We start from the raw sequence: 23,385 nt of genomic DNA on the forward strand, positions 1-23,385 counted from the left end.
TTCGCGGGCAAGCTTTATGGGGTGTGGTTGTGCGGAATTTTCATTCGGATGGACGGAGGTACGGTCGCTGGATCTTCTTCCAGGACTCGTAAGTTGTCCGTGCCTTCTTGGTGGACTCCAGTTCGGAGGTGGCCGATACCGGTACATCCCACCAGGATTCGCTATCCGGGGCGCCGATCAGCGGATCGGTTTCGACGTGGATGACGGTGCTGGTGTCGCTTGCTTTGGCAACCTTGATCGCGTCGGCGAACTCGGCAGCGGTGTTGGCGCGGATGACGTCGACACCGAGGCTGGCAGCGTTCGCGGCCAGATCGACCGGGAGAACCCCTCCGTCGAGACGTCCGTCATTCGAGCGGTAGCGGTACTGCGTGCCGAAGCGCTGGGAACCCAGCGACTCGGACAGTGAACCGATGGAGGCAAATCCGTGATTCTGCACCAGGACGACGATGACCTTGAGGCGTTCCTGTACGGCGGTGACCAATTCGGTGGCCATCATCAGATAGGAACCGTCTCCGACCATCACGAACACGTCGCGATCGGGGCACGCCATGCGGACGCCTAGACCGCCGGCAACTTCGTATCCCATGCACGAGTACCCGTATTCGACGTGATACCCCTTGGAATCACGGGTTCGCCACAGCTTGTGGAGGTCACCCGGCATGGACCCGGCAGCGCACACCACGACGTCACGTGGATCGGACAGTGTGTTGACCAGGCCGATCACCTGATTCTGATTCAGTGACCCGTCGGCAGCGGGTTCGGCTGGGTTGTAGACGGATTCGACGATCGCATCCCAATCGCGAGCGAGGTCACCGATCCTGGACGCATATTCGTCGTCCACCCGGTAGTCGTTCAGTGCAAGTGCCAGCGCGTCGAGTGCCTCACGTGCGTCGGCGACAACGCTGACTCCGCCCTGCTTCACGGAGTCCAGTGATGCGACGTTGATGTTGACGAAGCGAACGTCGGGATTGGTGAACGCGGTGCGGGACGCGCTCGTGAAATCGCTGTACCGCGTACCGATTCCGATGACGACGTCAGCCTCGGTGGCCAGTGCGTTTGCAGCCGTAGTGCCGGTGGACCCCACCGCCCCGACGGATTGTGGATGGTCGTAGACCAATGAACCCTTGCCGGCCTGGCTCTGCCCCACGGGGATTCCGGTCTGCGCGCAGAACGCTGCCAGAGAGTCGGTGGCCTGGCTGTAGATCACGCCGCCGCCGGCGACGATCAGTGGCTTGCGAGCCGAGCGGATGATCGCGGCGGCGCGTTCGATCACCGATCGTTCGGGGAGCGGGCGGGCCACGTGCCACACCCGTTCGGCGAAGAAGGACTCGGGCCAGTCGAAAGCCTCGGCCTGCACGTCCTGCGGGATGGCGATGGTGACCGCGCCGGTCTCGACGGGATCAGTGAGAACGCGCATCCCGGCGAGCAGAGCGCTCGGCAACTGCTCCGGGCGCCATACCCGATCGAAGTATCGTGAGACGGGTTTGAAAGCGTCGTTGACTGTGACGTCGCCGCTCGACGGGAGTTCGAGTTCCTGTAAGACGGGGGCACTGGCGCGGGTCGCGAAAGTGTCTGCGGGAAGGAGTAATACAGGTAGACGATTGATGGTGGCCAGTGCCGCGCCGGTGATCATATTGGTGGCACCGGGGCCGACGCTGGACGAGACCGCCCACGTCTGCAGGCGGTCCTTCATGCGGGCGTGCGCGACAGCCGAGTGCACCATCGCCTGTTCATTGCGGCCGAGCACGTAGGGGAGTGTCGGCTCACGGCCGGCGTCGAGATCCTGGATCTCGGCCTGCAAGAGTGCCTGTCCCAGTCCGGCGACGTTGCCGTGCCCGAAGATTCCGAAGCAGCCGGCGAACAGCTTGGTGCGCTGGCCGTCGCGTTCGGTGTACTGGTTGGCGAGGAAGCGGACGACAGCTTGAGAAACAGTGAGGTATACGGTCGGCTCGTCGCGAGGTGGACGATTGCCTGTTGCGTTGTTGGTGGGTGCCACAGCTTTCACTTCCGTCAGTTGTGGGACTGCAACGGCAGTCGAGGGTCGATGTCCTGGTGATCCCAGCTTCCACGTAGCCAGGTGTGTTGCGGATCGTCACAGATGTTCCACGCCCGGATCTCGCCCGAACCTGCCATGACATTGAGGTAGTACATGTGGTGGCCCGGCGCTGCGATGGACGGGCCGTGATAGCCGTGCGGCACGAGGACGACGTCGCCCGAGCGGACTTCCTCGAGCACCTCGATAGGTCTCTCGGCGGTTCCGTACACGCGGTGGTAGCCGAAACCTTCGGTCCCGGTGGGGCTTCTGTCGATCTCGAAGTAGTAGATCTCTTCCAGGGCCGATTCGACGTCGCTGTTCTCGTCGTGTTTGTGGCTGGGATACGATGACCAGTTCCCGCCGGGGGTGATGACCTCACACGCGATGATGGAGTCGGCCTCGAAAGTGTCTGCGGTGGCGAAGTTGTGAACCTGTCGGCTGCAGTTCCCGGCACCGCGGAGCTCGACCGCAACTCCTGAAGCCGGACCGTAGCGATGGGGGAGCTTTGCGCCGGCGCGCGCTCCGCACAGAGCGAAGCGGCCCCCGTCAGCGCTGCTGACCGAGTAGTCGGCGTCGCGTCCTACGTACGCGAAATCGCTCGGGCCGTCGAAAACCGATGCGCGGCCAGTGAGGGGAATCTCCGTCCCCTCGGCAACAACCACGGCCGAACCCGCAAGTGGAACGACGATGATTTCGTTCTCGCCGGACCGCAGGTGGACGTTCGCACCCGGGGCGAGTTCGAGTATCCACAAGCTGGATTCGGTCCACCCGGCAGACTCCGGCGTGACCACTGTCGTGAAATCACCGTCGGCGGACGATCCGGCGGGGACGTAGTACTTGCTGAACATCTTGCTCCTGCCAGGTCGGTTCTAGTGGACTAGCTTGACTGCGGTGTCGACGGCCGCGGTCACGTCGCCGTCGGGTGGGTATAGCAGCGCGCGTCCGACGATCAGTCCGCGCACGGACGGCAGCTGAAGTGCAGCGTCCCACTTTGCGTACGTTTCTTCCGGCGCGATCTGCGGATCGCCGCCCAACAGGAGCGTCGGGAGGGTGGTCGCATCCATGACGCGTTCCATCTCGTCGACGACCGGCAGTTTCATCCACGTGTACGCCGAGGTGGAGCCGAGGCCCTGGGAGATATGGATGGACTTGATGACGGCGTCGGGGCTGAGATCGTTGACCACCTTGCCGTTTACGCGACTAGAGAGGAACGGCTCGAGCATCGCGATCAGTCCGGCCGCGGCCAGTTCGTCCACGGCTTCCGCACATGCCGTCATGGTGGGCAGAGTGCCCGCGTCGTCGAGTGCGATGCGCAGCAGCATCTTTCCGCCGTTCATACCGAACTTTGCGGTACCGGCCGCGGTGTAACCCGTCATGCGGTCGTCGAGTTCGAAGCTGGCGCCTGCCAGGCCGCCGCGGTTCATCGACGAGAAGACGACCTTGTCGTCGAGGGCGCCGAGGAGGAGCAGATCGTCGAGTATGTCCGCGGTGCCGAGAACGCCGTCGACTCCGGGATTGTCGAGAGCAGTGCGCAACCGGTCCAGCAGATCGGTACGACTGTTCATCGCTGTCGGCTTGCCACCGACAGACAGTGCCCCACGGGCCGGGTGATCGGCCGCGACGATCATGAGCCGGCCATTGCCTCGAACAGTGGCGCGAGGAGTTCGCGCTGCCCAGGCCTTTTCGATGATCTGCGGATCGCTCGCACGCAGTTCCGTCACTTCGGCGTAGGTGGTGGCGAGGGGGCGGGCGGCGAGCTTGTCAGACATTGACTGCCTCCGTGGCTGTGGCTTCGGCGAGATCGTGGACTTCTTCGGCGGTCGGCATCGCAGTGGAGCATTCGAGCCGAGATGCGACTATCGCGCCGGCCGCGTTGGCGTAGCGCAGTACCTTCTCCAGCGGCCACCCGGCCAACAGTCCGTGGCACAGTGATCCGCCGAAGCTGTCGCCTGCTCCCAGCCCGTTGACCACGTCGACGGCGTTGGGCGGCACGGTGATCGATTGCTTTCGTGTTTTGCCGAGTACACCCTTCGGGCCCTGCTTCACGATGGCCAGTTCGACTCCGAGGTCGAGAAGCGCGTCGGCGGCCTTGTTCGGGTTGGTCTCACCGACCGCGATCTCGCACTCTTCGCGGTTTCCGACGGCTACTGCCACGTGCGCGAGAGCGCGCTGCACCTGAGTGGTTGCTTCCTGGGGCGTCGACCAGAACATCGGGCGGTAGTCCAGATCCAGAACCGTCAGCGGGCGTCGTTCGCGGGCTTCCCAGGCCGCGAAGTGTGCACTGCGACTCGGTTCTTCGGACAGCCCCGTCACAGTCGACCAGTAGAGGGACGCTGTTCGAACGGCGTCGAGGTCGATGTCTTCCGGGGTGATCCGAAGATCGGGCGCGTGCGGCTTGCGGTAGAAGTACAGCGGAAAGTCGTCAGGAGGGAAGATCTCGCAGAACGTCACCGGTGTCGGGTACTCGGAATTGGTGACGACAAACCTGTTGTCGACGCCCAGACGTGCCAACTCGCGTGTGACGAACTTCCCGAAAGGATCGCTGCCTACGCCGGAGATCAGTGCTGCTCGCCGGCCGAGGCGTGCAGCCGCCACCGAGACATTGGCTGCGCTGCCGCCGAGGAACTTGCCGAACGTCTCGACGTCCTCGAGTCCGACACCGGTCTGAAGTGGGTAGATGTCCACCCCCGATCGGCCGATGGCAAGCACGTCGAAGGGTGCGTCAGGGATGTGTGACCCGCTCTGGTGAGTGTTGATGCTTGTCAAAACTGACTCCCGAGAGTTCGTGGTGGGTTGCCCACGCAGGGCACCGATGTATGACTGAAACTGTGCGCCGCGACACAGCGATTGTCAATAGTTTGTCTGGACATTATGACTTGCGGTCAAGTGAATGTTAGTGTTCGCATACACTGCCGAGAGAAGTAGCGTCGATACGGCGCCTTCCCAAGACAGATCGGAGTTGGCCGTGGTCGCAGCACTCGCCGTCGAGTTGGACCGCTCGAGCCCGGTGCCGCTGTATTTTCAGCTGGCACAGGCAATCGAGGGCGCTATTCTCGGTGGCGAACTTGCCCCAGGTGATCGCTTCGAGAATGAACTGGCGTTGGCCAAACGGCTCAATCTCTCACGTCCGACCACTCGACGCGCGATCCAGGAGCTGGTGGACAAGGGACTACTTGTTCGCAAGCGGGGAGTCGGAACTCAGGTGGTGCAAAGTCCGGTGCACCGCCCGGTCGAGCTCACCAGCCTGTTCGACGACCTTGCGAGGGCCGGCCAGGCGCCGACGACCAAGCTGCTCGAGTTCACGGTGGGAGTTCCCGCCGAGGACGTTGCCGCGGAACTCAACCTCGAACCTGACGCCGAAGTGGCCACCATCAGGCGTCTGCGAAGCACCAACGGCGAACCGCTTGCCGTGATGACCAACTACATTCCGGTGGACATCGCACCCGATCCCGAGGAGTTGGAGACGCAGGGGCTGTACCAAACCTTGCGAACTCGCGGCGTTCACATCCGTGTGGCGCGGCAGCGAATCGGCGCTCGGGCGGCGACTCGCGAAGAAGCAGGATTGCTCGACGAGAAAGTGGGTGCTGCCCTCTTGACCATGAGCCGCACTGCATTTGACGATTCAGGTAGCGCCGTCGAGTACGGCAGCCACTGCTACCGAGCGTCGCGTTACTACTTCGACACCACCGTGGTCGACCGCTAGATCTCGATCCCGGTGACACGAGTACCCGCCTGACCGAGTCAGTGGGGGTGATTTGTGATCCCAGCATTTCTGCGATCCTTCGATCATTTGACCCGAACGGAGCCTCATGACAGGCATTTCAGTAGCAGTTGCCGGATTCGGATGGATGGGCCGCGTCCACACGCAGGCGTATCTGCGTCTGCGGCAGCACTATCCGCAGCTTCCCGTGATCCGCCTGGCCGCCGTCGCCGACGAGGTGCCTGGCAGAGGGGAGGAAGCAGCGGACCAATTCGGTTTCGAAGCTTTCACCCAGGATTGGCGCGATATCGCAGCCGATCCGGCCATCGACGCGGTGAGCATCACGGCCCCGAACTTCTTGCACCGTGAAATCGGCGTCGCAATGGCAGAGGCCGGCAAACACATCTGGATCGAGAAGCCCGTCGGCTTGTCCACGGAAGACGCCAAAGCTGTTGCCGTAGCAGTCTCGAAGGCCGGTGTGCAGTCGACCGTCGGCTTCAACTACCGAAACGCGCCGGCTGTGGCCCTGGCAAAGAGCCTGATCGACTCAGGGGAGTTGGGCACGATCACGCACTCGCGTTTTCGTTTCCTCAGCGACTATGCGGCCCACCCTGAAGGTGCTTTGAGTTGGCGATACGAGCGTGAGCGCGGCGGCGCCGGCGTCCTGGGCGACTTGGCTTCGCACGGCATCGATCTGATTCGTCATCTTCTCGGTGACGTCGACGCTCTCGTTGCGGATACTGCGATCTTCATCCCGGAGCGTGCGCGTCCGTCCGCCGCTACCAGTGGACATGCGCGGGCCAGCGGTGGGGAGATGGGGGCTGTCGAGAACGAAGACTTCGTCAGCGCACTGCTGCGCCTCGGGTCGGGTGGCCGGTGCACCCTCGAAGCATGCCGCGTCGCCGTGGGAGAGCAGAACAATTACGGATTCGAGATTCACGGCACGAAAGGTGCCGTGTTCTGGGACTACCGCCGGATGGGTGAACTGGGCACCAGCCTCGGCTCGAAGTACCAGGACCAATCCGTCACGACGGTTCTGGTCGGCCCCGAGTCCGGTGAGTTCGGCCGCTTCCAGCCTGGCGCGGCCAACGCGATGGGCTACGACGACCTGAAAGTGATCGAGGCTCGCAATTTCATCGCCTCGATCGTGGACGGAGCGCCGCAGGGCGCGACCATCGCTGATGCAGTCGCGTCCGCACAGGCTCTGGACGCGATGGTCGCCTCGGTGACCTCCGGCAGCTGGATTTCTCTCGGCTGATCGACAGCTCCTCCGAAAGGCTCTGGTGCAGTGACATTTCCCCGCGGACTGGCGCTGCTCGTGGCAGCAGCGCTGTTCATGGAGATGCTGGACGCGACGATTCTCGCAACGGCACTGCCGTCGATCGCCCAATCTTTCGGAGTTGATGCCGTCGACGTCAATGTCGCCGTTTCTTCGTACCTCCTGGTGTTGGCCGTCCTGATCCCGGCGAGCGGATGGATGGCCGACAGATTCGGAACGCGACGTGTCTTCATCTCTGCCATAGCCGTTTTCACGGTGGCGTCGGTGGGATGTGCACTGAGCACCTCCCTCCCGATGCTGGTGGGAATGCGTGCTTTACAAGGGGTAGGCGGCGCCATGATGGTGCCGGTAGGGCGGCTCGCAGTATTGCGGGTGACGTCGAAGGCGGAACTCGTACGGGCTATCGCCTACTTGACGTGGCCGGCGCTCACAGCGCCGGTTCTTGCGCCCGCTGTGGGTGGAGCCATCGTGTCGATCGCTTCGTGGCGCTGGATCTTTCTGATCAACGTTCCGATCGGGATCGTCGGGTTTCTGCTGGCATTGCGCATGGTGCCCGACATTCGGGAGGCGCAGGAACGGAGCCTTGACTGGCTGGGATTGGTGGTGATCGGAGCAGGCGTCGCAGTGCTTGTTGTGGCGCTCGAGAGCGTGCACAGTGCCGGAACCGACTGGCTAAGAGTGGGCCTCGGGATCGTTGCGGCTCTGATCTTGTTGAGCTTGGCCGTCATTCACCTCGTCCGGTCGGATCACCCGCTCATCGCGCTCGGCGTCCTCCGGCTTCGATCGTTTCGGCTCGTCGCGTCGAGCGGCTCGCTGTACCGGCTCGTGATCATGGGCGTGCCGTTTGTGCTGCCGTTGTTGTTCCAAGTGGGATTCGGAATGTCGGCGTTCAAGGCCGGTCTGCTGGTGATGGCTCTGTTCGCGGGGAATATCGCGATCAAACCGCTCACCACTCCGCTCATGCGCAGATTCGGGATCAGACTAGTTCTGGTGGGAAACGGAGTTCTGTCGGTGGTGTGCTTCGGTGCGCTGGTACTGATCTCGTCGACGACACCGGACGTCGTAATCGCTGTCGCACTGTTTGTCAGTGGCGCGTTGCGATCCATCGGGTTCACCGCGTACAACAGCTTGGCGTTCGCCGACGTCGACTCGGGTGAGCTGACCGATGCCAATACTCTGCATGCAACGCTGCAAGAGTTGGCATCCGGTCTAGGTATTGCACTGTCCGCGTTGGTGATCACGCTCTGCACACCGTTGGCGGAGTCGGGGGATCTGAGCGGCGGAGTGCCGTTTTCTCTGACGCTGGGTGTTCTCGGGGCCATGCTGGTGCCGACGGTGATCGAGAGTTGGCGGCTCCCACGCGATACAGGTGCTGTGGTGTTGGTGCGCCGATGATGAAGCGTCTTCCGCCACCTTCATGATAACGCGGGACCCGGGGCTTGCGGCAAGGCCCCGGTGATGGTGCACACTCGTCTGCTGCGAGCAAGCAAAAGCCTTGCCCGGAGGAGGGGATCGCATGAGTGACGTCATCATTGTCGGTGCTGGACCAACTGGATTGATGCTGGCAGGTGAGCTCCGGCTGCAGGGCGTCGATGTCGTCGTCGTGGACAAGGACGAGGAGCCGACTCAGTTCGTCCGTGCCCTCGGCATCCATGTGCGCAGCATCGAAATCATGGAGCAGCGCGGGTTGCTGGACAAGTTCCTCGCGCACGGCCGCAAGTATCCGCTCGGTGGATTCTTCGCGGGGATCAGCAAACCGGCACCGGCGCACCTCGATACTGCGCACGGGTACGTACTGGGCATTCCTCAGCCCGAGATCGACAGGATTCTTGCCGAACATGCCACCGAAGTCGGTGCGGACATTCAGCGAGGGAAGCGCGTCGTCGCGATCCGTCAAGATACCGATAGCGTCACAGCGGAATTGTCCGACGGCACAACACTTCACGCGCGTTATCTCGTGGGCTGCGACGGCGGCCGCAGCACTGTTCGGAAGCTGATCGACGTCGGGTTTCCCGGCGAGCCGTCGAGCGCCGACACGTTGATCGGCGAAATGGACGTGACCATGCCGGCTGATGAACTGGCCGCCGTTGTCGCCGAAATCCGGGAAACGCACAAACGATTCGGAGTCGGTCCCGCCGGCAATGGTGCTTTTCGCGTCGTGGTACCCGCGGCCGAAGTTGCCGACGGTCGCGCGGTTCCCACCACCCTCGACGACATCAAACAACAGCTACTGGCCATTGCGGGTACCGACTTCGGTGTGCACTCGCCGCGGTGGCTCTCGCGCTTCGGTGACGCCACCCGTCTGGCGGAGCACTACCGGCGCGACCGGGTGTTCCTCGCCGGCGACGCCGCACACATCCACCCACCGATGGGCGGACAAGGCCTCAATCTCGGTGTCCAAGATGCCTTCAACCTCGGCTGGAAGCTCGCCGCAGAGATTAACGGTTGGGCGCCGGAGAGCCTGCTCGATACTTACGAATCGGAACGGCGTCCGGTGGCTGCCGACGTCCTCGACAACACGCGCGCGCAGGCGGAGCTGATCTCCACCGCAGCCGGTCCACAAGCCGTGCGGCGCTTGATCTCCGAGCTGATGGAATTCGAAGACGTCAAGCGCTATCTGACCGAGAAGATCACTGCGATCTCGATTCGCTACGACTTCGGCGAAGGTGACGACCTACTCGGTCGGAGGCTGCGGAACATCGCGTTGACGCGCGGCAACCTGTACGACCTGATGCGATCCGGCCGCGGACTTCTTCTCGACCAGGGTGGCCAACTGTCCGTCGATGGTTGGAGCGATCGCGCCGACCACATCGTTGACACAAGCACTGAATTGAACGCTCCGGCTGTCCTGCTTCGGCCGGACGGTCATGTGGCATGGGTCGGGGATTCGCAGGCGGAGTTGGATACTCAGCTGTCCATGTGGTTCGGCCGGCCAACGGCGTAGGGCTATCTGGTTCCACCTCTAAGCCGACTGGTCGCTTGACACGCCGGCCAATGGGCTGTGTATTGGTCCGATACTTCGTCGTGGTCGCGATAGAGCTGTTTGCGTTTGCGCGTTGGAAGTCGGTCGCCGAAGACAATGCCGTTGATGTGGTCAGTCTCGTGTTGGAAGCAGCGCCCGAGGGTGCCACCTGCAGTGATTTCGATCGAGTTGCCGTATTGATCGTTTCCGCGACAGGTGGAGAAGTCGGGTCGTGCGAGGTCAGTGTATGAACCGGGAAGGGACAGACAGCCTTCGCCGTAGTCGACTAGCTGCCGGTGGACTCCTTCAGGAAGGTCGACGACCGGATTGCAGACGACGCCGGTGCGTTGCGTCCCTACTTCGTCGGTGCAGTCGTAGATGAACACCGCGAGGTCGACGCCGATCTGTTGAGCTGCGAGTCCTGCGCCGTGTGCGGCGGTGTTGGTAGCGAACATGTCTGCCAGCAGATCTTGGAGATCGCTGCCGAATTCAGTCACTGGCCGAGCAGGCGCATGAAGGACAGGGGTGCCCCAGCGAATGATCGGTTGCGCGGTACCTAGGCGGAGAAGTTCGGAGACAGGCATGAGGTTCATGTTCCGCTCTGCTCCTGCCCAACGCAACGAGAGTGTTCGCGTTCGACCGTTGTGTTTCTCACTGCAGTACATTGCCGATTTACTCTCGGGCGTCGCGGACCGCTGTCTGAACATTGGATCTGGTGCAACTTTCACTCAGCTCGCTTGGCGGTCCCTTCGCCTCCACGCTGTCGAGCCTGACCTGGGTTGATGTGGAGTCGAACACCCTCGTAGGTGACTGTGTACGGCACGTCGTCGTCCGGGTCGCCGGAGTCCGCAGGGTCCGGTAGTTCCGCGATCTGTTCGATGACGGTCTGGGCTCGCGCAGCGCCGGGATCGAACATCTCCTGAAACGGCCCGACGAACGATCCGCCGAGTCCGCGGCGCTTCGCCCGGACAGCCGCCCACCCGAATACGGCCAACGGGCCGATCATGGCGAACAGCACTAACAAGTCCCACCCCATGCTTCGAGCGTACCGACCGACCGCCTTCAAACGGCATTTCGGCCATTCCGGACGGCGCATGGCCCAACATCAGTGCGAAAAACGCGCGGCTATTCGACACAGGGACTCCTTCGCTGTGGTCAGGCCGTCCTGCCAAGTCTCCTCAGCTCATTCGTCTCTCGGACTGTGCCTTCAGTAGATCGGCCAGTCGATCAGGTGAGATCCGCTCGCGAACCGCCTCCGTCACGAGTTCGGCCTGCGTCTGAGGCGCGAGGCCGTCGATCGGTTGGTCTCGGTCCAGATTGGTCGGGAAGGCGTAGCCCTCGGCCGAGGCGGCGACGGCGCACCGAACTGCCTCGTCGGACCCCGCCTCGCTGAGAGCGAGCAGTGCAGGATAGATCGCGTTGACGAGTGCCTCCCGGTCGATGGTTCCGAGGGCTCGACCGAAGGCCGACGACACCTGGAGAAGATTTGCCATACGCAGGACGTCCGCGGACTTGTTGTGGCCGGCGGCGTGGAATAGTGCTGGGTTGAAGAAGACGGCATCTCCCTTCTTCAAAGGTAATTGGACGTAGTTGGCTTCGAAGAACTCCTTGAACTCGGGACGCTCGAACGCGAGGTATCCGGATTCGTATTGCTGGGAGTACGGCAGATACTTCGTCGGGCCCGTTTCGGCAGGCATATCCACGTGGGCGACGGCACCTTGCAGGGTGAGGGCCGGGGTCAATCGGTGAACATGCGCCCGAAACTTTGCGGCTACGTCGCTCGACATGAAGCCGAGGTGGTAGTCGCGATGTGGATTCTGTGCGGCGCCACCGGGATTGACGACGTTGACGTCTGACGTCACCTGATACATGGGGCCGAGCCAGGCTTCCGAAGCTAAAGCGACAATGCTGTTTGCGTAGTAGTCGACGTAAGCCTTGGGATCTTCGAGCGCCAACTTCAGTTGTGCTCCCCAGATCCGGTCATTGGCTCCGGGTTTGGCGAAGTGATCCCCGGACGTCGCGCCGGATTCGTGTTGGCGCGCAATGAGTTCACGGAAGACCGCACTGGCGCGATCCAATACCTCCGCGTCGAACGCGCCTTGGAAGACCGTGATGCCTGGACCGGTGAGTAACGCGCGGGCGATCTCGTCCTGAATCTCCGCCCGGATTTCAGGATTCGACAATTTGTCGACCAGAGCATCCGAGCGGTAGAGAAGAACGCCGTCGGCCACCGAATGGGCGTACGGGTAATCGGCGGGGTCTGTCTCGTGTGCGACCAGAGCGGCGAAGTCTTCGATGTTGCAATCTTCTCGGTGCAACCTACCCGCGGACGGCACGGTGTTGTCGGTCAGTGCTCGAGTCATTCGGGGACCTTTCCTGCAGTGTTCAAGATGCGCTGTACCTCAAAGACTGCCAAGGAGAAGCCATCGAAACTACCCCCGAAATCCATCAAAAAGACCTCAGAATTCTTCGCTCAATAGCTTGATCCAGTTCCAATTTAGCTGGACAACATAATGTCCTTACATATTTCGAGATTCGACTCTACAGTTCGAGGCATGACAACTTCTACTGTTCTGGAACTTCCTCGCACCCGGGTTGCCGATCCGATCGACGCCCCGACTTTGTGCTGGGGGATCCTCGGTCCCGGCTGGATTGCACAGCGCTTCGTGGAATCCCTGCAGACCGATACAGCTCAAGAGGTGGCGGCAGTTGCTTCGCGCGGACTGGCCCGAGCTCAGGCCTTCGCGGACCAATGGGGGATCCGATGCGCTCACGGTAGCTACGGCGCTTTGCTTGCGTCCGAGGAGGTGGACGTCGTCTATGTTGCAACGCCGCACACAGCCCATTTCGATTGTGCGATGGCTGCATTGGATCACGGCAAGCATGTCGTGATCGAAAAACCGCTTGCCTTGAACGGTGCACAGGGGCGTGCCATTCGAGAGAGGGCAACGGCGCTCGGACTGTTCTGTATGGAAGCGATGTGGACGTCGTTCTTGCCCAAGTTCGACGTGATCGACCAGATCATCGAGGCTGGATTTCTGGGAACCATACGTACGGTTCTGGCAGATCACGGTGAACGGTTCGAGACCGATCACCGTATTTACGATCCGGCGCTCGCGGGCGGGCCGCTTCTCGACCTCGGGACCTATCCGGTCAGTCTTGCGCATCGCGTACTAGGTGTTCCGAGTTCGGTTCTCGCTCTCGGCCAACCGGCCAACCACCAAGTGAACGGCCAGATTTCCGCGGTGCTCTCGTGGTCCGGTGTAGCTCAGGCCAGTCTGAGCACCACCATCCTCGCTGACACGCCCAACACCGCGTCGATCTGCGGTGACAAGGGGATGATCATTCTGGACTCGACGTTCTACCGCCCCGGGTCCTTTACGGTCCGGCTCGGAGACGGAAGATCTGCGCGCTACGACGACCCGGTCGACGGATACGTCGGAGGTCTCGCGTTCGAGGCGGCCGAGGCGGCGCGGCGGATCACCGCCGGGGATATCGAGTCGCCGGTCCATCCGCTCGACGCGGCCATTGCGACGCTCGACATCCTCGACGAGATCCGCCGTCAGGTAGGGATCACGTTCCCGGGGGAGGCCTAGAGTGTGAAGGCGTTCCGGAAAGCAGTGAGTGCGGTGTCACTGTCTCCGGATGCCCAGCCCTCCAATCCGATCGTGCCGGTGTAACCCTGCTCGGCGAGAACGCGTGCGATGGCTGGGTAGTTGATCTCGCCGGTTCCGGGTTCGCATCGGCCGGGTACGTCGGCCACCTGAATCTCGCCGATGTTGTCACCACAACGCCGCACGAGTTCGATGAGGTTTCCTTCGCCGATCTGTGCGTGGTAGAGGTCGAGCATCATCTTGAGGTTGGGGTGTGAGACGGATTCCACCAGTGCCAGAGTGTCTTTGGCTCTGGCCATCGGTACGCCAGGGTGATCGACGATCGTATTGAGATTCTCGAGGCAGAAGACGACTCCGGCGTCTTCACCCAGTCGCGCGATCTTCTCGAGAGCGCGTTGGGCCGTCAGCCACATCGCTCCCGTAGTTCGATACTGCGGGCGCGCGGCCTGTCCGTCGATCAGCTCGCCGGTATGGAAGTTCAGCCGAGGAACGCCGAGTTTCGCTGCCGGCGTGAGGCATAGCGCCGCTGTACGTACGAGTTCGGCGCTGCCCGCTTCGTCGAACAAATCGCCGTGAAGATAGCCGGTCATCGAGGAGAACCGAGCCCCGGTGGCGACCAGAGCATCGAGGTCCTTGTCTTGCCAACTCCAGATCTCGGCTGCGAACCCCGCCTCCGAGATCCGCCGAATGCGTTCGACGACAGGGAGTTCGGTGAACGTCATCTCGGCAGAGACTGCCAAATCGAAGGGGCTCACTGCGGCACCGACAGCAGCGATACGGGCAGTCCGGTTTCCACGGATTCTTTTGCAGCCAGTGCGATTTCCAGGGCGTTGCGAGCATCGAGACCGTCGACCGACGGCGCGCTGCCGGAGCGGATGCAGTCTGCGAAGTGCGCTAGCTGGGCAACATAGGCGTCGTGAAACAGTTCGATGTTCACCCGAGGTGTGTCGGCCCGAACGCCCGGTGAGCTGTAATGACGCATCGCGGTCCGCGTGACCTCGCCTGCACTCACCATTCCACCGGAACCGAAAACCTCGCCGCGAACGTCGTAACCGTAGGTGGCCTGGAAGTTGGCCTCGGCCGACGCGAAGGCGCCGTTGTCGAACCGCAACTGAACCATCGACGTATCGAGGTACCCCTGCTCCTTGTACTGCGGATGGACGAGAGCATCGGCCTGCGCGAACACCTCGACGACGCGTGCCCCCGGGTTGAGCCAGAGCAGGGCGTCGAAGTCGTGAAACAGTGTCTCGTTGAAGATCGTCCACGGCTTGACTCGAGAGGCGACGTCGGCGGTGATTCCCGGATCGCGAGTCAGAGAGCGAAGTAGCTGCGGTGTCCCGATCCCACCGGAGGTGATCACGTCGTGTGCCGCGGCGAAGTCGGCGGCGAAGCGCCGGTTGAAACCGACCTGCAGCGCAACATTGTTCGCGGCGCATGCGCCGATTGCGCGATCGGCGTCCTCGAGTGTCAAAGCCATCGGCTTTTCGCAGAAGACATGCTTGCCGGCCTCCGCTGCTGCTACCACGAGATCGGTGTGAGTTGATGCGGGCGTACTGATGAGCACCGCTTCGACGGTCGGATCGGTAATCAGCTCAAGGGCGTCGGTGTACGCGCGGGCGTCGGGACTGACACGTTCGATCAACGACGCCGCAGCGCCGGGCGCAGGATCGGCGACGGCGACGAGACGGGTGCCGGGGATACGCAGCGCGACGGACTCGCCGTGGAAACGGCCGATCCATCCAGCGCCGATCAGACCGACTGCAACAGAGGCAGACATGGGGGCTCCGTTCGGAGTGAGGATGAGGAACTAGATCGTTCTAGTCGTGTCAGTAAAGCGCTGGTTGCCTCGTGCGTCAACGTTTCGGCGTGTATTCGCTGGAACGATCTAGTCTGTGGAGGTGAACAGTCGACGCCCCACCTTGCAAGACGTAGCAGACCTGGCCGGTGTGTCACGCGCACTGGTGTCCATCGTCATTCGCGATGTCCCGGGTGCCAGCGATGCGACGCGGGTACGGGTCAAGGCGGCCGCGGACGAACTCGGCTATCGACCCGACAACGCGGCGCGACTGCTGCGCCAGCATCGCAGCCGCCTGATCGGTGTCAGTTATGTTGCCGCGCAAACCTTTCACGCGGAGCTGCTCGACGAGATCTACGACGCAGCCGAACGCTTGCGCTACGACGTCGTTCTCAGCGCCGTCTCGGACCGCAGGCCTGGCTCGCGCGCCGTGCGCACCCTGCTCGACGACCGATGCGAGGCGATCTTGCTGTTGGGTTCGCAGGCGCCGGAATCGGAGATCGTCGACCTGGCGGCCAAGGTTCCCGTCGTCGTGCTCGCCCGGAAGATGCCCTCAGCACATGTGGACGTTGTCCGCACGGACGACGAGGCGGGCGCCGTGATGGCCGTGAATCATCTCGTCGGACTCGGGCACCGCTCGATTGTCCATGTCGACGGCGGACGCGGTCCGGGCGCCCAGGAGAGGCGTCAGGGCTACCGGAAGGCCATGCGGGCGGCCGGACTGGAATCGCGGATACTTCCCGGCGGCCTCACGGAGGAGTTCGGCGCGGACGCCGCGCGGTCGATGGTCGAACAAGGGATTCCCGGTGCGGTCTTCGCTTTCAATGATCGTTGCGCGCTAGGAGTCCTGGACGTCTTCTTGCGTGCGGGAGTCTCGGTGCCCGGCGACGTCTCCGTGATCGGATTCGACAACAGTGCATTGGCAGGTTTGGCGCACATCGATCTGACCAGCGTCGGGCAGGACACGGCGTTTCTGGGTGGCGCCGCGGTGGAGCGAATCTCCGAACGTCTCGACGCCGGAAGTGGACTCTTGGGCAAGGACATAGTCGCGCAACCACAACTTGTAGTTCGAGGTTCAACTGGACCTGCAGCGCGTTGACCTGGCCTTTCCGCTCCCTTCAGTTTGTCTGGTCTTTGATAAGCAGTCCTAATGTCAGAACAAACTATTGACATTCGACTGTGACGGGTATTACATCTTTCACATACAACCGAGCACCATCCGTTCGCGGGCCGTTGGTTGATGTCGAGAGGGAGTTCACATGTCGTTTCTCACGGGACGCAAGAGCGTTGCCGTACTGGCCGGAGCCTCAGTCGTGGTCTTGGGTCTGGCCGCCTGTTCCAGCACCGGCGGTAAGCCGGATTCATCCGGATCCGGAATGGGCGCGGGTACGGCGGACACGCCCCGCGCCACCATTGCGATGATCACCCACGAAGTGCCCGGTGACACGTTCTGGGATCTGGTGCGCAAGGGAGCCGAAACCGCAGCGGCCAAGGACAACATCGAACTTCGGTACTCCGCCGATCCCGAGGCACCGAATCAGGCCAACTTGGTTCAGAGCGCGATCGACAGCAAGGTCGACGGGATCGCCGTCACCCTCGCGAAGCCCGACGCCATGGTTGCCGCGGTCCAAAGTGCCACCGCCGCGGGCATTCCGGTGGTCGCCCTCAACTCGGGCCTCGAAACCTGGAAGGACATGGGCGTCAAGGAGTACTTCGGTCAGGACGAGTCGATTGCCGGTGAAGCTGCCGGCGAGCGACTCAACACCGAAGGAGCCACCAAGGTGCTGTGCGTGATTCAGGAGCAGGGCAACGTGAGCCTCGAATCACGGTGCGCCGGTGTGAAGAAGTCGTTCAAGGGAACGACGGAGATTCTCAACGTCAACGGCAAGGACATGCCGTCGGTGGAGTCGACCATCACCGCGAAACTTCAACAGGACCCGGCAATCGATCGAGTTCTCGCGCTCGGTGCGCCGTTCGCATTGACGTCCGTGACGTCGGTCGGCAATGCGGGCAGCAAGGCTAAGGTCGTCACCTTCGACACCAACGCGGCGCTCGTCGACGCCATCAAATCCGGTGACGTGCAGTGGGCAGTGGACCAGCAACCCTTCCTGCAGGGCTACCTCGCCATCGATTCGCTGTGGCTTTACCTCAATAACGGCAACGTGATCGGTGGTGGCTTGCCCACCCTGACCGGACCCGCGTTCATCGACAACACCAACATCGACTCGGTCGCCGAGTACGCCAAGAACGGAACTCGCTGATCCGGGCGCACGGAGGGCTGAGAGTCCGCCCTCCGTGCGCCTGTCCAGCACGGAAGGGAAATCATGTCCACTCAGGCAGATCTCGACCTTGCCGCCCATAAAGTCGTGACCGATGAACGGGTGAAGGAGCAAAAGCGCATTCAGCGTCTGCTGCTCCGCCCGGAGATGGGTTCACTTGTCGGCGCCATCGCCATCTTCATCTTCTTCTGTATCGTCGCGGCACCGTTCCGTACGCCGGAAGCGCTTGCGACAGTGCTCTACTCCAGCTCCACGATCGGCATCATGGCTTGCGCGGTCGCCCTGCTCATGATCGGCGGCGAGTTCGACCTCTCCGCCGGCGTCGCAGTCACCACGTCCTCGCTCGCCGCGTCGATGATCGCCTACAACCTGCACCTCAACCTGTGGGTGGGCGCGATTCTGGCGCTGGTCGTCTCGCTCGCCGTCGGATTCTTCAACGGCTACCTCGTCATGAAGACGAAGATTCCCAGCTTCCTCATCACCTTGAGTTCGTTCCTGATGTTGACCGGCATCAACCTGGCCGTCACCAAGCTCGTGAGTGGTCAGGTGGCCACACCCAGCGTCTCCGACATGGCCGGATTCGATTCCGCGAAAAAGGTATTCGCGTCGTCGTTCTCGGTCTTCGGGGTGTCCGTCAAGATCACGGTCGTGTGGTGGCTGCTGTTCACCGCGATTGCAACATTTGTTTTGTTCAAGACCAAGATCGGCAACTGGATCTTCGCGGTCGGCGGCAATCAGGACAGTGCCCGCGCGATCGGTGTCCCGGTGACCGCAGTCAAGATCGGTTTGTTCATGACCGTCGGCTTTGCTGCCTGGTTCGTGGGCATGCATCTGCTGTTCTCGTTCAACACCGTTCAGTCCGGTCAGGGTGTCGGTAACGAGTTCCTGTACATCATCGCCGCAGTCATCGGCGGTTGCCTGCTCACCGGTGGTTACGGAACCGCGATCGGCGCTGCGATCGGCGCATTCATCTTCGGTATGACCAACCAGGGCATCGTCTACGCAGGCTGGAACCCGGACTGGTTCAAGTTCTTCCTCGGCGCCATGCTGCTCTTCGCGGTCATCGCCAACAACGCATTCCGCAACTACGCTGCGAAAAGGTGACACATGAGTACCACAGCTGAAGTTCCCGCTCTCTCGAACTCGGGCGGCAACGTGCCACTGATCGAGCTCAAGGACGTCGGTAAGCAATACGGAAACATCATCGCGCTCAAGGGAATCAACCTGCGCGTCGGTGCGGGTGAAGTAACAGGCGTGCTCGGTGACAACGGCGCAGGCAAGTCCACGCTGATCAAGATCATCGCCGGTCTGCACCAACAGAGCGAAGGTGAACTACTCGTCGACGGTGAACCGACAACGTTCCACTCGCCGAAAGAAGCTCTCGGCAAAGGCATCGCGACGGTCTATCAGGACCTCGCCGTCGTTGCGTTGATGCCGGTGTGGCGCAACTTCTTCCTCGGGCAGGAACTGCGCAAGGGCGGTCTGATCAAGTCGCTCGACGCCAACGCCATGCGCGCGACGACTCTTTCGGAACTCTCGAAGATGGGCATCGAACTACCTGACGTCGACGCACCGATCGGTAGTCTCTCGGGCGGTCAGCGTCAGTGTGTTGCCATCGCCCGCGCCATCTTCTTCGGCGCGCGCGTGCTGATTCTCGACGAGCCGACAGCAGCGCTCGGCGTCAAACAGTCGGGAATGGTGTTGCGCTACATCACCGCTGCCAAGGAACAGGGATTCGGCGTCATCTTCATCACGCACAATCCGCACCACGCGTACATGGTCGGCGATCACTTCGTGCTCCTCAACCGAGGCAGGCAGAAGCTCGACGCCAAGTACGACGACATCTCACTCGAAGAACTGACCAAGGAGATGGCGGGCGGTGACGAGCTCGAGACGCTGACCCACGAGCTTCGCCGCTAGATCAAAACCTCGCGACTACAGCCTCGGTTCGAATCGAACCGAGGCTGTAGTCGTTTCGTCACAGGATGGTCGTCGGCCGAACCCCGAGGCCGGAATGCATGTACGCCTCGTCGATCATCGTCATGTTGGCTACCGCGTCGCCCGGCCCGATCGGCAGCGCCGAGACCCCGGACAGATGATCGGCGAACGCTTCGAGTTGATAGGTGTACGACGACTTCGTGCCCAGATGCTCGACGCTCGTGCGCCCACCGGCCGTGACGGAGACACGGTCGTCGATGTCCGGCTGCAGGAAGTTGTGTACCAGGACGTCTCCTTCAGTGCCGAATACTCGGAAGGTGAAGTGATACCGCTCGTCCAACATCGTGGTCACCACGGATGCCGTGGCGCCGCTGGGGTATTCGAGTTCGATGTCGAACCACGAATCAACCCTCGGAGCATATTCCTCGTGGCGGGTCTCGGTCACCACTGGCGCACCACCACAGACGTCACTCAGCGTCCGGGAAGCATGTAACCCGTAGCAGCCCAGGTCCATCAGTGACCCGCCTGCCAAGGCGAGCTCCCACCGCGGGTCGTTCTCGGATGGTGTGGGCATCCGCAGTACGGTTTCCACCCGAGTGACCGCGCCGACGGCGCCGCTTCGAACCAGATCCAGCAGGCGCCGGTTCACCGGATGAAAGAGGTAGTGGAACCCCTCGAGCAGCGTCACGCCGCTCACGCGTGCTGCCTCGGCTACAGCACGCGCTTCCACCGCGTTGCTCGAAAACGGTTTCTCCGTCAGCACGTGCTTGCCGGCCTGAACGGCGGCGAGATTCCACGGTCCGTGCAGGCTGTTGGGCAGCGCGTTGTAGACGACATCCACCTCCGGATCCGAGATCAGCTCGGCGTACGAACCGACCACCCGTTCGATCCCATGCTGGGCCGCATAGGCTCTGGCCCGCTCGGGGTCGCGTGCGGCAACGGCCACCAGGCGGTGCCCGGTGGCCGTTGCAGGTTTGATCATCGCGTTCTCGGCGATGCGTGAGGCTCCCAGAATGCCTATCCGCAGCGGGGTAGGAGGTGTCACAGAACCGACCGCAGATACTCGACGCTCGCTCGCACATCGCGCACCGGTCCCTCGTCCGACGGCGCTTCGGCCAGAATGGTGTCCTGCTCGAGCACGTACCACCCGTCGAAACCGTGGCGCTGCAATATGGCTGTGACACCGGCGATGTCGACGTCGCCGCCACCGAGTGGACGGTACATTCCCGCCTTCACGCCGTCGGTGTAGGTGAGCTCACCTCTGCGAACGCGTGATGCGAGGGCATCGTCGACGTCCTTGAGATGCACGTGGGTGATGCGCTCGGGAGCTTGACGCGCCAGGTCGACCGGATCGGTGCCGCCGATCAACAGGTGGCCGGTATCCAGGCACAGGGGGATGGCCGAGCCGTCGAGCACTCGCAGGACCTCGTCGCGCTGCTCGATCATCGTTCCGACGTGAGGGTGGACAACTGCCCTGATTCCGCGCTCGGCCGCGGCGTCGGTGAGGCGATCGAGATTGTGCAGCAGGGTTTTCCAACTCTGCTCGTCCAGTTCCGGGCGTGAATCGTAGCCGTCGGAACCCGTCGCGGCGGCCAGGACCAAAACCTCGGCACCCGAGGCGACGAAACCATCGAGGATGGGGGAGATGCCGGGAACCGGATCATGATCGCGATCATGCAGCAGTACCGGTGCGAACCCGCCGACTGCGCTCAGATCGTGATCCGCGAGCACCTTGGCCATTTCGGCGGGTGCAGTCGGCAGAAAGCCCTCCGGTCCGATTTCCGTTGCCGCCAGACCGACTTCGCGCATTTCCCGGAGGACTTGCGCAGGGTCGAGCTGGTAGCCCCAGCCCGGGACTTCGCACACGCCCCAGGAGATCGGTGCGCCGGCGATGCGAGGAGTGCTCATGTGTGTGCCTCATTCTTGTCGTGAAGGAACAGATCTTTGACTTCGGTGATCGTGACGGGCCGACCCTCGCGCAGAGAGTGCGTTGCAGCTTCGGAGATCCAGGCCGACTCGACCGCATCTGCGGGCGTGCACGGTGATTCCCGACGCCCGGCGACAACGCCGAGGAATGCTTCGAGTTCCGCACGGTAGGCGGACGTGAAGCGGTCCATGAAGAACGTGTACGGCTCCTTCGAGGGGAACGATGTTTCGGGGTCGAGGGAGCGGAGTGGCAAGCGGTCGTCCAGCCCGGCAACGACGGAGTCCGCCGAGCCGAGTACCTCGAGTCGGCAGTCGTAGCCGCGGCCGTTGTAGCGGGTATTCGACACGACCGCGATGGTTCCGCCTTCGAAAGTGAGAACCGTTGCGGCGGTGTCGACGTCACCGGCATCGGCGATCCCGCGATCACCCTGATTCGAGCCGGTGGCAAAAACAGTGGTGACTTCGCGGCCGCTGATCCACCGTACGATGTCGAAGTCGTGGATCGAGCAGTCGCGGAAGATGCCGCCTGAGTGTTCGACGTACGAGATCGGCGGGGGAGCGGGGTCGAGGGTGGTCGATCGGAGAGTGTGGATCCAACCGAGTTCTCCGGATCGAACCGCGTCGTACGCCGCCACAAATGACGGGTCGAATCGGCGCTGAAATCCGATCTGGACTGGTACCGACGTCTGCTCGGCAGTCGCGAGCACACGAACGGAGGATTCGATGGAGTCGGCTACCGGCTTTTCGCAGAACGTCGGGATGTCTAGGCGAACAGCGGCTTCGATCAATTCGGCATGTGAACTCGACGGCGCAGCGATCAGAACGCCGTCGATGCCTGACGCTAGGAGCGCGTCGGGATCGGCAGCGGACTCCACGTCGAGTTCGCTTGCCACGTCCGAGGTTCGACGTGCGTCGACATCGGTGACAACCAGTGCGTCGACGCCGTTTAGCGTCAGCAGGTTTCGGGCGTGGTAGCTGCCGATTCGTCCGAGGCCGACGACTCCGATACGAGCGCCCATCAGTCCAGCCCTCCGAAGACGTTCTGGTCCCAGTCGATGATCGAACCCGTCACGACTCCGCTGCGATCGGAGAGCAGGAAGACGACGAAGTCGGCGATTTCGTCGACCTGTCCGAGCTTGCCCATGGGGAGGGTGCTGCCCGCACGTTTCTGCCAGTCGTCACCAGCGTCGTGAAAAGCTCTCTGCGTGAGGTCTTCACCCTCGGTCTGTGTCCACCCGATGTCGAGACCGTTGATCCGGATTCGATCCCAGCGATGCGCATGGGCGGCGTTGCGGGTCAGCCCCGCCAGCCCGGCCTTCGCTGCCACGTACGGCGCGAGATACGGTTGCCCGCCGAGTTCGGACGTGGAGATGATGTTGACGATGGACCCGGGGACCGCACGCTCGCGCATGTCTTTGACTGCTGCCTGCATCGTGAAGAACGGACCGCGAAGGTTCACCGCGATGTGCTGGTCGAAGAGTTCTTCGGTGGTGTCGAGCAGCGTTCCACGTGAAGTGAGCCCGGCGGAATTGACCAGAGCATCCACGCGGCCGAAGTGAGAGATCGTCTCGGCCACGCTGTCGAGCGCGGAATCCGTTTGTGCCACATCGGCTTCGATGAAGTGAGTTCCCGGAAGTTCTGTCTCGAGAGCCTTTCCGACGTCCGGGCGTCGGCCGGTGAAAGCCACCTGAGCGCCCTCACGGACTGCGGCGCGTACGATTCCGGCGCCGACGCCTTGCGAGCCGCCACTGACCAGTAAGACGGTGTCGGCCAGGAGTGCGGGCCTGGTTACGCCCGGCGTAGAAGTCATGGGTTTAGTCTGGCTGTGACGAAGACCTCGAGCAACAGCAAAAAACC

22 protein-coding genes are annotated in these 23,385 nt (G+C 62.4%); 9 read left to right on the forward strand and 13 right to left on the reverse strand.

Going from position 1 to position 23,385, the window contains the following annotated elements:
- Nucleotides 1–40: 40 nt before the first annotated feature.
- The 4 genes from iolD to iolC are packed head-to-tail and all read right to left on the reverse strand — an operon-like array spanning nt 41 to nt 4,801.
- On the reverse strand, nt 41–1,996 hold the full coding sequence (iolD, locus tag KTR60_RS10145) for a 3D-(3,5/4)-trihydroxycyclohexane-1,2-dione acylhydrolase (decyclizing) (protein WP_030535076.1): 1,956 nt from the start codon (nt 1,994–1,996) through the stop codon (nt 41–43).
- Between the two features lie 14 nt (nt 1,997–2,010).
- Nucleotides 2,011–2,883, reverse strand: coding sequence for a 5-deoxy-glucuronate isomerase (gene iolB, locus KTR60_RS10150; RefSeq protein WP_042449658.1), 873 nt, complete (start codon nt 2,881–2,883; stop codon nt 2,011–2,013).
- Between the two features lie 21 nt (nt 2,884–2,904).
- Nucleotides 2,905–3,804, reverse strand: coding sequence for a hypothetical protein (locus KTR60_RS10155; RefSeq protein ID WP_021332504.1), 900 nt, complete (start codon nt 3,802–3,804; stop codon nt 2,905–2,907).
- Nucleotides 3,797–4,801, reverse strand: coding sequence for a 5-dehydro-2-deoxygluconokinase (iolC, locus tag KTR60_RS10160; protein ID WP_181991923.1), 1,005 nt, complete (start codon nt 4,799–4,801; stop codon nt 3,797–3,799). Before iolC ends, KTR60_RS10155 begins: the two co-directional genes overlap by 8 nt.
- Nucleotides 4,802–5,000: 199 nt before the next feature.
- On the opposite strand from iolC, the gene KTR60_RS10165 reads away from it, so the two are divergent.
- The 4 genes from KTR60_RS10165 (at nt 5,001) to iri (ending at nt 9,958) form a co-directional block, all read left to right on the forward strand.
- Nucleotides 5,001–5,738, forward strand: a complete 738-nt coding sequence (locus tag KTR60_RS10165; protein ID WP_003941006.1) for a GntR family transcriptional regulator — start codon at nt 5,001–5,003, stop codon at nt 5,736–5,738.
- Nucleotides 5,739–5,844: 106 nt separating this feature from the next.
- Nucleotides 5,845–6,993, forward strand: coding sequence for a Gfo/Idh/MocA family protein (locus KTR60_RS10170; RefSeq protein WP_021332507.1), 1,149 nt, complete (start codon nt 5,845–5,847; stop codon nt 6,991–6,993).
- Between the two features lie 30 nt (nt 6,994–7,023).
- Nucleotides 7,024–8,409 carry an MFS transporter gene (locus tag KTR60_RS10175; protein WP_193595425.1) on the forward strand — a complete coding sequence of 462 codons (1,386 nt, stop codon included), beginning with the start codon at nt 7,024–7,026 and terminating at the stop codon, nt 8,407–8,409.
- A 121-nt stretch (nt 8,410–8,530) separates the two neighbouring features.
- Nucleotides 8,531–9,958 carry a rifampin monooxygenase Iri gene (gene iri, locus KTR60_RS10180; RefSeq protein ID WP_064112675.1) on the forward strand — a complete coding sequence of 476 codons (1,428 nt, stop codon included), beginning with the start codon at nt 8,531–8,533 and terminating at the stop codon, nt 9,956–9,958.
- 2 nt (nt 9,959–9,960) lie between these two features.
- On the opposite strand, the gene def is transcribed toward iri, so the two are convergent.
- The 3 genes from def to KTR60_RS10195 form a co-directional block, all read right to left on the reverse strand.
- A complete protein-coding gene (gene def / locus KTR60_RS10185) occupies nt 9,961–10,569 on the reverse strand; it encodes a peptide deformylase (protein WP_228232563.1) in 609 nt (202 codons plus the stop codon).
- A 131-nt stretch (nt 10,570–10,700) separates the two neighbouring features.
- Nucleotides 10,701–11,012 (reverse strand): hypothetical protein, encoded by a 312-nt coding sequence (locus KTR60_RS10190; protein ID WP_050654913.1) that lies wholly within the window; start codon nt 11,010–11,012, stop codon nt 10,701–10,703.
- A gap of 142 nt (nt 11,013–11,154) precedes the next feature.
- Nucleotides 11,155–12,339 carry a phytanoyl-CoA dioxygenase family protein gene (locus KTR60_RS10195; protein WP_050654866.1) on the reverse strand — a complete coding sequence of 395 codons (1,185 nt, stop codon included), beginning with the start codon at nt 12,337–12,339 and terminating at the stop codon, nt 11,155–11,157.
- A gap of 192 nt (nt 12,340–12,531) precedes the next feature.
- Between KTR60_RS10195 and KTR60_RS10200 the strand changes: the two genes are divergently transcribed.
- The gene (locus tag KTR60_RS10200; RefSeq protein ID WP_064112718.1) at nt 12,532–13,572 is read left to right on the forward strand and encodes a Gfo/Idh/MocA family protein; all 1,041 of its coding nucleotides are present in this window, start codon (nt 12,532–12,534) and stop codon (nt 13,570–13,572) included.
- Here KTR60_RS10200 and KTR60_RS10205 read toward each other — a convergent pair.
- Nucleotides 13,569–14,345 (reverse strand): TIM barrel protein, encoded by a 777-nt coding sequence (locus KTR60_RS10205; protein WP_080726629.1) that lies wholly within the window; start codon nt 14,343–14,345, stop codon nt 13,569–13,571. The two genes, KTR60_RS10200 and KTR60_RS10205, sit on opposite strands and share 4 nt — an antisense overlap.
- Nucleotides 14,342–15,367 (reverse strand): Gfo/Idh/MocA family oxidoreductase, encoded by a 1,026-nt coding sequence (locus KTR60_RS10210; RefSeq protein ID WP_228402112.1) that lies wholly within the window; start codon nt 15,365–15,367, stop codon nt 14,342–14,344. The genes KTR60_RS10205 and KTR60_RS10210 overlap by 4 nt, the downstream gene beginning before the upstream one ends.
- 115 nt (nt 15,368–15,482) lie before the next feature.
- Between KTR60_RS10210 and KTR60_RS10215 the strand changes: the two genes are divergently transcribed.
- The 4 genes from KTR60_RS10215 (at nt 15,483) to KTR60_RS10230 (ending at nt 19,584) form a co-directional block, all read left to right on the forward strand.
- Nucleotides 15,483–16,484: a LacI family DNA-binding transcriptional regulator gene (locus KTR60_RS10215; protein ID WP_228402113.1), complete on the forward strand. Its 1,002-nt coding sequence runs from the start codon at nt 15,483–15,485 to the stop codon at nt 16,482–16,484.
- Between the two features lie 160 nt (nt 16,485–16,644).
- Nucleotides 16,645–17,646, forward strand: coding sequence for a substrate-binding domain-containing protein (locus KTR60_RS10220; protein WP_007727338.1), 1,002 nt, complete (start codon nt 16,645–16,647; stop codon nt 17,644–17,646).
- Nucleotides 17,647–17,709: 63 nt separating this feature from the next.
- Nucleotides 17,710–18,768, forward strand: a complete 1,059-nt coding sequence (locus KTR60_RS10225) for an ABC transporter permease (protein WP_003940759.1) — start codon at nt 17,710–17,712, stop codon at nt 18,766–18,768.
- A gap of 3 nt (nt 18,769–18,771) precedes the next feature.
- Complete coding sequence (locus tag KTR60_RS10230) at nt 18,772–19,584, forward strand: ATP-binding cassette domain-containing protein (protein WP_007727336.1); 813 nt, start codon at nt 18,772–18,774, stop codon at nt 19,582–19,584.
- A 58-nt stretch (nt 19,585–19,642) separates the two neighbouring features.
- On the opposite strand, the gene KTR60_RS10235 is transcribed toward KTR60_RS10230, so the two are convergent.
- From KTR60_RS10235 to KTR60_RS10250, 4 genes are read right to left on the reverse strand one after another with little or no spacing between them, the layout of a single operon-like run.
- The gene (locus KTR60_RS10235) at nt 19,643–20,584 is read right to left on the reverse strand and encodes a Gfo/Idh/MocA family protein (protein ID WP_007727334.1); all 942 of its coding nucleotides are present in this window, start codon (nt 20,582–20,584) and stop codon (nt 19,643–19,645) included.
- Between the two features lie 59 nt (nt 20,585–20,643).
- The gene (locus KTR60_RS10240) at nt 20,644–21,510 is read right to left on the reverse strand and encodes a TIM barrel protein (RefSeq protein WP_007727332.1); all 867 of its coding nucleotides are present in this window, start codon (nt 21,508–21,510) and stop codon (nt 20,644–20,646) included.
- Complete coding sequence (locus KTR60_RS10245; protein ID WP_228402114.1) at nt 21,507–22,547, reverse strand: Gfo/Idh/MocA family oxidoreductase; 1,041 nt, start codon at nt 22,545–22,547, stop codon at nt 21,507–21,509. Before KTR60_RS10245 ends, KTR60_RS10240 begins: the two co-directional genes overlap by 4 nt.
- On the reverse strand, nt 22,547–23,338 hold the full coding sequence (locus KTR60_RS10250; protein WP_228402115.1) for an SDR family oxidoreductase: 792 nt from the start codon (nt 23,336–23,338) through the stop codon (nt 22,547–22,549). Before KTR60_RS10250 ends, KTR60_RS10245 begins: the two co-directional genes overlap by 1 nt.
- Nucleotides 23,339–23,385 lie beyond the last annotated feature (47 nt).

Origin of the sequence: Rhodococcus sp. C1, from assembly GCF_020809065.1 — a bacterium.
GTDB classification, from domain to species: domain Bacteria; phylum Actinomycetota; class Actinomycetes; order Mycobacteriales; family Mycobacteriaceae; genus Rhodococcus_F; species Rhodococcus_F qingshengii.